Here is a 12,769-nt window from a genome sequence, read left to right as displayed (position 1 = left end):
TAGCTCGTCAGGCTCATAACCTGAAGGCCGCAGGTTCAAATCCTGCCCCCGCAACCAACATTCCCCATCAAGCCCTCGCCAAACGCGAGGGCTTTCGCATGTCCGCCATTGGGCTGAAAGATCCGCGACGCCTCGCCCCGGAGCTCGATCGCCGCCAGCAAATCCACAACCTCCACGCAGCATCTCCCCACCACCCAAAGCGGCGGGCATCAGCCCGATCCCGGAGATCAAACCGCACAGCGCTTAGATGGCCTGGAGCCTGGCCGCCGGGCCCGACAGCGCTGCAGCCAAGCCGGAGATCTTCTCTCGATAAAGCTTAGTAAGGCTGGGGTGCAGACGCAGGGCAGGCAGTTCCGGACTCTCCGCCAAGGCCTCCAGAAGGCAGACCTTTGCGCCTTTCAGAACCAGAGCAATCGCCAGCATCCGCCGCGCCCCTTCGCGTCCTTTGTGCGATCCGCCTTCGCCCGAGGTTCGCTGGCCGACATATCCCTTCGCGTGATCTCAACCGCCATCAAAGGCACCCTCCCTCGATGGCCATGCTTCAGATTTTCACGTCGCAGGGAGTTCCGAGCGCGTCAGAGATCCAGCCAGTTGGTGCAAGGGTCCATCTGCCCTTACTCCAACGCCTCGGCAACAGCGTCAAAGAACACCAGCGGGTCGATCGGCTCTTTCCCGACGGGCTTTGGCTGTGACATGTGCGTGGCTATGACGATGTTCCTGGTCGGGTTGATATAGATGTTCTGGCCCTGGATGCCGATCGCCGCAAAGGCCTTGTCGGGGATCGAGGCTTCGGTCCAGCCGGGCCACCACATCAGGCCGTATTCGATCACGCTGCCATCCTTCAGCGTCTGCGGCTTGCCCGCCTCCTCGGTCCAACCATCAGGCAGAACAGGCTTGCCGTCGATCACCCCGCCTTCCAGGAAGAACTGACCAAAGCGTGCGAAATCGCGCAACGTGGCCGACAGGCCGCTGCCCCCGATCTCGACCCCGTCAGGAGAATCCAGCCACCAGTTCGCATCGGCCTCCATCCCGTAAGGCTGCCAGATCTTTTCGGACAGATACTCGGCCAGAGGCTTGCCGACTGCACCCCGGACGATTTCCCCCAGGACCTGCGTCTCGCCAGTCGAATAGGTATGGGCCGTACCGGGCTCGCTGGCACGAGGCAGCGCGGCCATGACCTTCATGGCGGCCCCTGGCTCTTGTGCGATCTGTGCCCGCAGCAGGTCGCGGCGGTCGGACTGCGGATCGGTGTAGGTCTCGTTCCACTGCACTCCTGAAGCCATGCGCAGGATGTCGAGGATGCTGACCCCGTCATAAGCGCTGCCCTTCAAGCTGGGGACATAATCGACCACCATGTCATCCAGGCTGTCGATATGCCCATCCTTGATCGCCGCACCCACCAGCGTCGAGGTGATGGACTTCGCGACCGACATCGACATCCAGCGAGTCTCGGGCGTATTGCCGCGCTGATAGGTTTCATAAACGACCTCGCCATCCTTCAGCACGATCAGCCCGGTCACGTTGTCGAGCGCCAGGAAATCATAAAGGTCATAAGTCGTGCCATCGATGTCGAAGGATACCATGGCCACAAGGTCCTGTGGCGCTTGGGGAAGGACGCGCGGCGTGTCCCCCGCTTCGATGATGCGAACCGGGAACAGACGGTCGATGTTGCGGAAGGTGCTGACCGCCAGATCCGGCGTCAGATGCCCGTCATAGATCTGCTCGACGGTGCCGATGGGTTCGCTGGCATGAGGATAGTCTTTGGCAATCGCCGTCGCTGTCCATGCCAGGCTCAGTGCCGTCGCCGCAAGCAGTACCCGTGTCGCTCCCAATCCGCGCATTCCCGCCTCCCCTCATGTTTTCAGGATCGTTGTCCAAGTCTGCAGGTTATGCAATAGACCGGGAACTTTGCTGCACAAATCGTCTGAGTGATTTTGTTGAGGGCTCAGGGCGACAGAGCATCGAATCCCGGCATGAAATCTAAGGAGGATAGGATGGTCAACCTTGATGGCAGGGTGGTTCTCGTCACCGGGGCAAGCCGCGGCATCGGCGCCGCTTCGGCGCGTGCTTTCGCCAAGGCGGGCGCCCTGGTCGGAGTCATGGCCCGGAACAGAAGCGCGGTGGATGATCTTGCAGCAGAGATCGGCGGGTTCGCCTTTTCCGGCGATATCGCGCGGGCTGGGGACATGGAGGATGCGGTGGCCAAGGTTTGTCATCGCTTCGGCCGGCTTGATGTCCTTGTGAACAATGCTGGTGTGATCGGCCCCATCGCTGGACTTGCCGAAGCCGACGTGGATGACTGGGGACAGGCCATCGACGTCAACCTGAAGGGGGTCTTTCATGGGATGCGTGCCGCCCTTCCGGTGATGCGCGCCCAAGGCGGCGGGACGATCCTGGCCGTCGGGTCGGGCGCTGCCCATAACCCCCAGCAAGGCTGGAGCGCGTATTGCGCCAGCAAGGCCGGGGCCTGGATGCTGACCCGTGCCTTGGATCACGAGGCGCGCGGCGACGGCATCCGCGCCATCAGCCTTTCGCCTGGAACCGTGGCGACGGACATGCAGGACAGCATCCGAAGAAGCGGGGTCAATCCGGTCAGCCAACTTGACTGGTCGGTGCATATTCCGCCCGAATGGCCGGCGCGGGCGCTTGTCTGGCTGTGCGGCCCGGACGGGGACGAGTTCCTGGGGGCTGAAGTCTCGCTGAGGGATGAAACGATCCGCAGGCGCGTTGGCCTTGCCGCGTGACGGAGTTCTTGTGGCGAGATCCGGGATGGCGAACGGGAAATCGGTAACGCGGTCCCGGATGACATGACAAGGACCGCTGCTGCCGAAGTCGTCAGTTGGACAGGATGCTGCGCACGGCCTCGGCAGCCAGGGGCGCCACGCGTCGCCGGAAATCCTCGGGGGCCCATTCCGAAAGCGAGGCCGCAATGTGGATCGCCGCAATCGGGCGTCCGTCGGCGTCGGGAATGGCCACACCGACAGCCACCTCTCCCATCAGGATCTGTTCGATTGCCAACGCGTGACCATTCGCGCGCGCCAAGGTTATCTGTTCCCGGATCGCAGACGGGTCGGTAAGTGTCCGCGGCGTGATCTGCGGGATCTGCTGCCCTTCCAGGATCGCGTCCACCTCATCATCCGGCAGCATCGCCATGACGGCCCAGCCCCCGGACGTGCAGGCCGTGGGTACACTGTTGCCCACCAGGGTGGCAAAGAACGTCTCGCGCTTGCTTTGCATCCGGGCGGCATAGACCATCCGCCTGCCGTCAAACAGGGACAGGTCCACCCGTTCACGGACATTGCGGCGCAGTTCCAGAAGCACGGGGCTGGCGCGTCGAACCAAAGGGTTCAGCCGCAGATAGTCATGCGTCAGATCCAGGATCGGCAAGTCCAGGCGAAAGCCGCGCCCGTCCTCTGACAAGGTCAGATAGCCCAGCTTACGAAAGGTATGAACCAGGCGCTGCGCCGCGCTGCGTGTCAGCCCTGCCCTTGTGGCAATCTGCGCCAGCGACAGCGGCCCGTCGGCTTCACGGAATGCCTCAAGAACGCTCATTCCACGCGCAAGGGACTGAACGAACAAGGAATCCCCAGGGTTCGACAGGGACATGGCCGGGTTTTCCTGCATCCTCTGCATCTCCAATGTTGACACAAGGAAAATTCACTAACTACACTCACCATGCAATGCAGTCGTATCGGATCGCAATACGGAATGGTGGCATCTCTCAATCAAGATCACGCGCCGCGCGTTGCCCTTGCGGGGTTTGTCCATGAAAGCAATTCCTTTGCCCCCAGCCCCGCCGACATGGCCGCGTTCGAACAAGGGGGCGGCTATCTGCCGTTAAGCCGCGGCACGCAGATTCTGGAACGGGCACGGCAGGTCAACCTGCCGGTCGCTGGTGCGATCGACCATGCCGAAAGACACGGCTGGGATCTGGTGCCGTTGACCTGGGCAGGCGCCGTGCCATCGGCCCCGGTGACCGCCGCCTGCTATCACGCCATCAGCAATGAAATCGTCGAGGGTCTGCGGCAGGTGCTGCCCGTGGACGGGGTGTTCCTGGACCTGCACGGCGCCATGGTGGCAGAGGGCGCGCCCGATGGCGAAGGGCCGCTGATCGCCCGCGTGCGAGAGGTCGTAGGCCCCGATGTGCCCATCGTCGCGGCGCTTGACCTGCATGGAAACATCAGCGCGCAGATGGTCGATGAAGCCGATCTGCTGATGGGGTTCCGCACCTATCCGCATGTGGACATGGCCCTGACCGGCCAACGGGCGGCGGCCGAACTGGGGCGGCTGATGGCGGGCCGGGCCAGCTTCAAGGCGTTCCGGCAGCTTGATTTCCTGATCCCGATTGCCTGGCAGTCCACCATGGGCCAGCCTGCGGCCGGGCTTTACGACCTGGTGGCGGAACTTGATGCCCAAGGTGTCTGCGCGTCGTTCTTCATGGGCTTTCCCGCGGCGGATTTCGCGGATTGCCGCCCTTCGGTCGTGGCCTATGCGGAGAGCCAGGATCAGGCGGACGCGGCCGCCGACCGGATCGCGCAGGCTGTGCGCGAGGCAGAGCCAGCCTTCCAGGGCCGGTCCTTCCTGCCTGACGACGGCGTCGCCGAGGCGCAGCGCCTTGCCGCCACGGCCACGCGCCCCATTGTCATCGCCGACACCCAGGACAACCCCGGCGCGGGGGGCGATTCCGACACGACGGGGATGTTGCGGGCGCTGATCCAGGCGGATGCCCGGCACGCGGCCATCGGGCTGATCACCGATCCCCAGGCTGCGGCCGCAGCCCATGCGGCAGGCGTTGGGGCGCAGATCGAACTGTCCCTGGGCGGCAAGTCGGGGGTCGAAGGTGACGCCCCCTATGCCGGCACCTTCACGGTGGAACGCCTGTCGGACGGCCGGTGCCATGCCACCGGCCCCTATTACGGCGGCGCCCATCTGCAGCTTGGCCCTTCGGCCTGCCTGCGCATCGGCGGGGTGCGGGTGGCGGTGGCGTCCGAAAAGGCCCAGATGGCCGACCGAGAGATGTTCCGCTTCCTGGGGATCGAGCCCGAGGCGCAGGCCATCCTGGTGGTCAAAAGCTCGAACCATTTCCGGGCCGATTTCGCCCCTATCGCCGAAGACATCCTGACCTGCACGGCGCCCGGACCCATGCCCCTCAGCCCGGCCCGCCTGCCCTTCCGCCACCTGCATCCCGGTATCCGGCTGGAACCGGGCGGCCCGCCCTTCACCCCACCCGCGCAAGGCTGACGCCAAGATCGGCCCGCGACATCGATCAACAGAGAGGATCTCATGTTCAACCGACTGACAGCGACGCTTCTTGCCTCGACCATGCTGGCCGGGACGGCCTGGGCCGAAACGACGGTCAAGGCCGTGATGCATTCGGGACTGCGCGTCCTGGACCCGGTGATCACCACGGCCCATATCACGCGCAACCACGCCTACATGATCTATGACGTGCTGATCGCGCAGGACAGCCAATACCAGCCGCAGCCGCAGATGGCCGACTGGACCGTGTCGGACGACCAGTTGACCTATACCTTCACCCTGCGCGACGGCCTGACCTTCCACGACGGCGCGCCGGTGACCGCCGCCGACGCGGTTGCGTCGCTGAAACGCTGGGGCCAGAAGGACGCGGGCGGGCAGGTCATCATGGACCGCACCGCCAGCCTTGAGGCGACGGATGACAAGACGATCACCTGGACCCTGACCGAACCCTTCGTGCCGATGCTGGACATCCTGTCCAAGCAATCCGCGCTGCCGCCCTTTATCATGCCCGCCCGCGTGGCCGAGACCTCGGCCGACGAGGCGATCACGGATTACACCGGTTCCGGCCCCTTCCGCTTTGTCGAGGCCGAGTTCCAGCCGGGCCTGACCGTGGTCTATGAAAAATTCGACGAATATGTTCCGCGCGACGAACCTGCCGACTGGATGGCCGGCGGCAAGGTCGTGAACGTCGATCGCGTCGAATGGGTGAACATGCCCGACATCCAGACCGCCGTGAACGCGCTCTCCGGCGGCGAGATCGACTATATCGAACAGATGCAGGTCGATCTGCTGGCCCTTCTGGAGGGTGATCCGAACATCGTGGTCGAAAAGCGCGAACCGACGGGGATGCAGACCATGGTGCGGATGAACTTCCTGCACCCGCCCTTCGACAACCAGCAGATCCGCCAGGCCGCGCTGAAGGCGATCCAGCAGGAACCCGTGCTGGCGGCGATGGTGGGCAATCCCGAATACTATCAGGTGTGCGGCGCCATCATGGGCTGCGGCACCCCCCTGGGCAGCGAAGTCGGCACCGAGACGCTGACGCAGGGCGGCGGGGTTGATGAAGCCAAGGCGCTGCTGCAAGAGGCCGGCTATGACGGCACGCCCGTCGTGCTGATGGCCCCCACCGACATGGTGGCGCTTGCCACGCAGCCGGTCGTGGTGTCCCAGGCCCTGCGCGAGGCGGGCTTCCAGGTCGATCTGCAGCCGATGGACTGGCAGACCCTGGTGACCCGCCGCGCCAGCCAGGCGGCCCCCGCCGAAGGCGGGTGGAACATCTTCATCACCAACTGGATGGTGCCCGAGATTTCGAACCCGATCTCGAACCCGATGCTGAACGGGCGCGGCGACGACGCCTGGTTCGGCTGGCCCACCGACGAACGTGTCGAGGAGTTGAAGGAAAACTTCATCGACGCCGCCGATGCCAATGCCCAGAAGGCCGTGGCCGAGGAAATCCAGGCCCATGCCATCGACAACGGGTTGCTGATCCCGCTGGGCCAATACACCCTGCCCCAGGCGCGTCGCGCGGGGATCACCGACATGATCAACTCGCCGGTGCCGGTGTTCTGGAACCTCCAGAAGGCCGAGTGACAGGCCGCCAAGCCGGGGCGGTGCCTTGCGCCGCCCCTGACCTGCCCTCCCTCCGATCCGAGGAAAACTGATGCTGGGCTATATCCTGCGGCGCATCCTGGCCGTCATCCCGGTGATGCTGCTGGTTGCCGTCTTCGTCTTCCTGCTGCTGCGCCTGACGCCGGGCGATCCGGCCGCGATCATCGCGGGCGACATGGCAACCCCCGCGCAACTGGAACGGATCCGAGAGGCGATGGGCCTGAACCAGCCGCTGCACATCCAGTTCGTGACCTGGCTGGGCCAGTTGCTGCGCGGCGATCTGGGCGTCTCGCTGATCTCGAACACGCCGGTGGCCTCGATGATCGCCGACCGGATCGGGCCGACCTTCGCCATCGCGATCCTGACGATCCTGATGTCGGTCGCCATGGCCGTGCCGATGGGCGTGCTGGCCGCATGGAAGCATCGCAGCGGGGCGGATTATGCGGTGATGACCTTTTCCGTCTTGGGCTTTTCGGTCCCGGTCTTCGTGATCGGCTATATCTTCATCCTGATCTTTTCGCTGAAGCTGGGATGGTTCCCGGTCCAAGGCTATACGCCGATCAGCCGGGGCCTGGGCGCGTTCCTGTCCAACGCCTTCCTGCCCGCGCTGACGCTCAGCACCATCTATATCGCGCTGATCGCGCGCATGACGCGGGCCAACATGCTTGAGGTGCTGGGCGAGGATTACATCCGCACCGCCCGCGCCAAGGGGGCGCCGGAACGCACCGTCCTGTTCCGCCACGCGCTGAAGAACGCGGCCGTGCCGATCCTGACGGTGATCGGGACGGGATTTGCGCTGCTGATCGGCGGCGTCGTGGTGACCGAGACGGTGTTCAACATCCCCGGCATCGGGCGGCTGACGGTCGATGCGATCCTGGCCCGCGATTACCCGGTGATCCAGGCGATGATCCTGCTGACCAGTTTTCTTTACGTTCTGGTGAACCTGCTGATCGACCTCAGCTACAGCTTCTTTGACCCGAGGATCCGTTACTGATGTCCCCCGTTCCGCCGCCCACCTCGGCCATGCAGCCGGTCCTTCGCGCGCTGCGGCTGCCCCAGTTCGGGTGGGGCAGCAAGATCGCCGCCCTGGTGCTGGCTGTCATCGTGGTGCTGACGCTGCTGGCCCAATGGATCGCGCCGCATGATCCGCTGGCGATGAACCCGCTGGCCCGCCTGAAAGGCCCCATCGAGGGGCACCCCCTGGGCACGGACAATTTCGGCCGCGACATCTTCAGCCGCGTCCTGATCGGGGGGCAGTTGTCGCTGATCATCGGCATCGCGACCGCCGTGGTATCAGTCCTGATCGGACTGGTGATCGGCATGGTCGCGGGCTTCTTCCGCACGGCCGATGCGATCATCATGCGGATGATGGACGCGCTGATGGCGATCCCGTCGATCCTGCTGGCGATTGCACTTGTCGCGCTGAACGGTCCCTCGGTCGGCTCGGTTATCGCCGCGATCACCATCCCCGAGATCCCGCGCGTCGTCCGCCTGGTCCGGGCCGTTGTGCTGGCTGCGCGAGAGGAACCCTATGTCGAGGCCGCAATCGCCCTTGGCACATCCATGCCGAAAATCCTGGTCCGCCACCTGGTCCCGAACACGCTGGCGCCGCTGATCGTGCAGGGCACCTATATCCTGGCATCCGCCATCCTGACCGAGGCGATCCTGTCCTTCCTGGGCGCGGGCGTCAGCACCGAAACCCCCACCTGGGGCAATATCATGGCGGAAGGGCGGATGTTCTTCCGCATCAAGCCGGAACTGATCCTTTATCCCGGTCTGGCGCTGTCGCTGTGCATCCTGTCGATCAACCTTCTGGGCGATGCGGCGCGCGACATGCTGGATCCGCGGCTGAAGAAACGGGCGGGATAAGCCGATGCTGTTCAAGACACGCAACTTCGACGGCGCCCCCGTCGCGCTGCAGGCCCGCAACCTGACCGTCAGCCTGCCGGAAACGCCGGGCAACCCCCAGGTCCTCAAGGGCATCGACGTGACGATCCGGCAGGGCGAAACCGTCTGCCTTGTGGGCGAATCCGGGTCGGGCAAGTCTGTCACTTCGCTGGCGATCATGGGGCTTCTGCCCCAGGCGCTGAAGGTCGCGACCGGCAGCATCACCTTGCAGGGGCAGGATCTGCTGCCCCTCAGCCAGGCGCAGATGCGCCAGTTGCGTGCCGCCCGCGTCGCCATGATCTTCCAGGAACCGATGACGGCGCTGAACCCGGTCCTGCGGGTCGGCGACCAGATCATGGAGGTGATGGAGCTTCACACCGACCTGCCGGTGGCCGAACGCCGCGCCCGCGCCCGCGCGATCATGGAGCAGGTGCATCTGCCCGATGTGGACCGCATCTTCCGGTCCTATCCCCATCAGCTTTCCGGCGGGCAGCGCCAACGGATCATGATCGCCATGGCCCTGGTGCTTGAACCCGTGCTGCTGATCGCGGACGAGCCGACCACGGCTCTGGACGTGACCACGCAGAAGCAGATCCTGTCGCTGATCGACGAATTGCAGCAGAAACACGGCACGGCGGTGCTGTTCATCACCCATGACATGGGCGTCGTGGCCGAGATCGCGGACACGGTGTATGTGATGAAGCACGGCGAAATCGTCGAGCATGGCCCCATCGAGACGCTGCTGCGCCAGCCGCGGGCGGAATACACTCGCAAGCTGCTGTCGGCCGTCCCCAGCCTGTCGCCCCGCGCGGCGCGTGCGGTGGCAGACAATACGGTCCTGCGGGTGGAATCGCTGAACAAGATCTATGGTGGCGGCGGCATCCTGAAGAAGCTGCCCCAGGCCCATGCCGCAAAGGACGTGACCTTCACCCTGCCGCGCGGGCGCACCTTGGGGATCGTGGGCGAATCCGGGTCCGGCAAGTCCACGGTCGCGCGCTGCATCATGCGGCTGATCGACCCGACATCGGGACGGATCATGCTGGACGGCACCGACATCGCGGATCTTTCGCGCCGTGCCCTGCGCCCGCACCGGCAAAAGCTGCAGGTGGTGTTCCAGGATCCGATGCGGTCGCTGAACCCCCGCTGGACCATCGCCGAAAGCCTGATCGAAGGTCCGCTGAACTATGGCACCCCACGCCGCGAGGCCTTGGCCGAGGCCGCGCGCCTGATGGGCGTCGTGGGCCTGCCCCAGGATGCCTTGGCGCGCTATCCCCACCAGTTTTCCGGCGGTCAGCGCCAGCGGATCGCCATCGCGCGGGCCGTCATGATGCGCCCCGACGTGCTGGTCGCGGACGAGGCTGTCTCGGCCCTTGACGTGTCGGTGCAGGCGCAGGTGCTGGATCTGCTGGACCAGTTGCAGCGCGACCTGGGGATCGCCATCGTCTTCATCACCCACGACCTGCGCGTGGCGGCCCAGATCTGCGACGAGGTGATCGTGATGCAACGCGGCGCCGTCGTCGAACACGGTCCCGCAGACCGGGTGCTGTCCACGCCCGCCCATTCCTATACCCGCGCCCTGATCGACGCCGCGCCCGGACGTTTCTGGGATTTCCACAATTTCCGCGAATTGCCGAAGGTGAACCATGCCGAACCTGCCTGAGATCGACGCCGCCGCCCCGGATCTGGAAGCCGTCTTCCGCGACCTGCACGCCAACCCCGAACTCGGCTTCGAGGAGGTGCGGACTGCGGGCATCGTCGCGGCCAAGCTGCGCGAATACGGTCTGGACGAGGTGCATGAAGGCATCGGCAAGACCGGTGTGGTCGGGCTGCTGCATGGACGCGGTCAGGGCAATCGCCGGGTGGGCCTTCGCGCCGACATGGACGCCCTGCCGATCCAGGAAGCCAGCGGGGTGGACTATGCCTCGGGGAACCCGGGCAGGATGCACGCCTGCGGCCATGACGGCCATACGACGATGCTGCTGGGGGCCGCGCAGTATCTTGCCGCCAGCCGCAATTTCGACGGCACCGCCGTGTTCATCTTCCAGCCGGCCGAAGAAGGCCTGGGCGGCGCGCGCGGCATGATCGCAGACGGGTTGTTCCAGCGATTTCCGGTGGACGAGGTTTATGGGATGCACAACCAGCCCAACGGCAAGCCGGGCCAGGCCACGATCTGCCGGGGGGCGGCCATGGCAGGCGCGTCCTTCTTTGACATCACCGTCAGCGGCAAGGGCAGCCACGCCGCCATGCCGCATCAGTCGCACGACGCCCTGGTGGTGGCATCAAGTCTGGTCGGACAGTTCCAGACGATCCTCGGCCGCAACGTCGATCCGCTGGACAAGGCAGTCCTGTCCGTGACCCAGATCCACGCGGGCAGCGCCTATAACGTCGTGCCGGAAACGGCCACGCTGGCGGGAACCATCCGCTTCTTCCGGCCCGAGGTGCGCGACCTGATGCAGGCCCGGATGCGCGGCATCTGCGAGGGCATGGGCAAGGCCCATGGAGTCACCGTCACCGTGGACTTCCGCGAGATCTTCGATGTGCTGCTCAACGATCAGGATCTGACCGATGCCTGGGCACAGGCCGCGGCCGATGTGGTAGGCGAGGCGCAGGTCGATGCGGACAGCGCGCCCTTTACCGGGTCCGAGGATTTCGCCGACATGCTGCAACAGGTGCCCGGCGCCTATGGCAATCTGGGCCATGCGGGCACGGTGCCGCTGCACAATCCCGGCTTCGTGCTGGATCCGGGCATCCTGCCGGTCGGTGCCTCGATCTATGCACGGTTGATCGAACGCCGCCTGCCGCTGGAGAGTGCTGCATGAACGCGCTGAACCTGCCCTTCGACGCCGACGAGATGCTGAAGGGGTTGCGCCCCTGGGTCGAATGCGAAAGCCCCACCTGGGACGCCGCCGCCGTCAGCCGGATGATGGATCTGGCCGCGCGCGATCTTGCGGCCATCGGCGCCACGGTCGAGACGATCCCCGGCACCCAGGGCTTCGGCACCTCGATCCGCGCGAGCTTTCCGCACCCGGATCAAGGCAAGCCTGGCATCCTCGTGTCCGGCCACATGGACACGGTCCATCCCGTCGGCACGCTGGACACCCTGCCCTTCCGCTGCGAAGACGGCCTGGCCTATGGTCCCGGCATCATGGACATGAAGGGCGGCAACTATGTCTTCCTGGAAGCCATGCGCCAGATCCGCAAGGCGGGCCTGACTACGCCCCTGCCCGTCACCTTCCTGTTCACCCCCGACGAGGAGGTCGGCACCCCTGCCACGCGCGGGTTGATCGAAGACGCCGCCCGTGGTCAGCGCGCGGTGCTGATCCCCGAACCCGCGACCCCCGACGGCGGCGCGGTCATCGGCCGCTATGCCATTGCCCGCTTCGACCTGCTGACGCAGGGGCGTCCCAGCCATGCCGGCTGGGCGCTGAAGGACGGCCGTTCCGCCATCGCGGCAATGGCAAGACGCATCCTGCAGATCGAGGCCATGACGACCGACGACTGCACCTTCTCGGTCGGCGTCATTCACGCCGGACAATGGGTCAATTGCGTTTCCTCGTCCTGCAGGGCCGAGGTCCTCAGCATGGCCAAGACGCAGGAAGACCTGGACAAAGGCGTAGCAGCGATGCTGGCGCTTCAAGGGGAAGAAGACGGGGTCGAATTCATCGTGACCCGCGGCGTCACCCGGCCCGTGTGGGAACCGCAGCCGGGCACGATGGCGCTTTACGATCTGGCACGGCAGCTGTCGTCCCAGATCGGCTTCGATCTTGCCGCAGGCAGCGCAGGCGGCGGCTCGGACGGGAACTTCACGGGCGCCATGGGCGTACCCACGCTGGACTCGATCGGGGTGCGAGGAAAGGGCCTTCACACTCTCAACGAGCATATCGAGATCGCAAGCTTGCCGGAACGTGCCAGACTGGCGGCAGGTCTGCTGACCCAGATTTCTTGAAGGTTCCGACTTACCTTGCGCGGGGTGGTTCTGGAATTCCGAACTGCAGGGTGCAGAAGGTTATGAACC

11 protein-coding genes are annotated in these 12,769 nt (G+C 65.1%); 8 read left to right on the top strand and 3 right to left on the bottom strand.

Annotated elements, in window-relative coordinates:
* Positions 1–243: 243 nt before the first annotated feature.
* Positions 244–423, bottom strand: a complete 180-nt coding sequence (locus tag IEX25_RS17625; protein ID WP_188716849.1) for a hypothetical protein — start codon at positions 421–423, stop codon at positions 244–246.
* A gap of 191 nt (positions 424–614) precedes the next feature.
* Entirely contained in the window at positions 615–1,841 is a 1,227-nt protein-coding gene (locus IEX25_RS17620; RefSeq protein WP_188716847.1) for a serine hydrolase domain-containing protein, read from the bottom strand.
* 153 nt (positions 1,842–1,994) lie between these two features.
* On the opposite strand from IEX25_RS17620, the gene IEX25_RS17615 reads away from it, so the two are divergent.
* The gene (locus IEX25_RS17615; protein ID WP_188716846.1) at positions 1,995–2,744 is read left to right on the top strand and encodes an SDR family oxidoreductase; all 750 of its coding nucleotides are present in this window, start codon (positions 1,995–1,997) and stop codon (positions 2,742–2,744) included.
* A gap of 91 nt (positions 2,745–2,835) precedes the next feature.
* On the opposite strand, the gene IEX25_RS17610 is transcribed toward IEX25_RS17615, so the two are convergent.
* Positions 2,836–3,606: an IclR family transcriptional regulator gene (locus IEX25_RS17610; RefSeq protein WP_268236166.1), complete on the bottom strand. Its 771-nt coding sequence runs from the start codon at positions 3,604–3,606 to the stop codon at positions 2,836–2,838.
* Positions 3,607–3,708: 102 nt separating this feature from the next.
* Between IEX25_RS17610 and IEX25_RS17605 the strand changes: the two genes are divergently transcribed.
* The 7 genes from IEX25_RS17605 (at position 3,709) to IEX25_RS17575 (ending at position 12,700) form a co-directional block, all read left to right on the top strand.
* Positions 3,709–5,241, top strand: a complete 1,533-nt coding sequence (locus IEX25_RS17605) for a M81 family metallopeptidase (protein WP_188716842.1) — start codon at positions 3,709–3,711, stop codon at positions 5,239–5,241.
* A gap of 42 nt (positions 5,242–5,283) precedes the next feature.
* The gene (locus tag IEX25_RS17600; protein WP_188716840.1) at positions 5,284–6,849 is read left to right on the top strand and encodes an ABC transporter substrate-binding protein; all 1,566 of its coding nucleotides are present in this window, start codon (positions 5,284–5,286) and stop codon (positions 6,847–6,849) included.
* A 70-nt stretch (positions 6,850–6,919) separates the two neighbouring features.
* Complete coding sequence (locus IEX25_RS17595) at positions 6,920–7,861, top strand: ABC transporter permease (RefSeq protein WP_188716838.1); 942 nt, start codon at positions 6,920–6,922, stop codon at positions 7,859–7,861.
* A complete protein-coding gene (locus IEX25_RS17590) occupies positions 7,861–8,736 on the top strand; it encodes an ABC transporter permease (RefSeq protein ID WP_103174933.1) in 876 nt (291 codons plus the stop codon). Before IEX25_RS17595 ends, IEX25_RS17590 begins: the two co-directional genes overlap by 1 nt.
* Before the next feature lie 4 nt (positions 8,737–8,740).
* Complete coding sequence (locus IEX25_RS17585) at positions 8,741–10,414, top strand: ABC transporter ATP-binding protein (RefSeq protein ID WP_188716836.1); 1,674 nt, start codon at positions 8,741–8,743, stop codon at positions 10,412–10,414.
* Positions 10,398–11,573 carry a M20 aminoacylase family protein gene (locus tag IEX25_RS17580; protein WP_188716834.1) on the top strand — a complete coding sequence of 392 codons (1,176 nt, stop codon included), beginning with the start codon at positions 10,398–10,400 and terminating at the stop codon, positions 11,571–11,573. The genes IEX25_RS17585 and IEX25_RS17580 overlap by 17 nt, the downstream gene beginning before the upstream one ends.
* Positions 11,570–12,700 (top strand): M20/M25/M40 family metallo-hydrolase, encoded by a 1,131-nt coding sequence (locus IEX25_RS17575; RefSeq protein ID WP_188716832.1) that lies wholly within the window; start codon positions 11,570–11,572, stop codon positions 12,698–12,700. Before IEX25_RS17580 ends, IEX25_RS17575 begins: the two co-directional genes overlap by 4 nt.
* Positions 12,701–12,769: the final 69 nt, after the last annotated feature.

Source organism: Paracoccus acridae, assembly GCF_014642735.1.
GTDB classification, from domain to species: Bacteria; Pseudomonadota; Alphaproteobacteria; order Rhodobacterales; family Rhodobacteraceae; genus Paracoccus; species Paracoccus acridae.
This window is presented reverse-complemented; position numbering and strand designations above follow the sequence as displayed.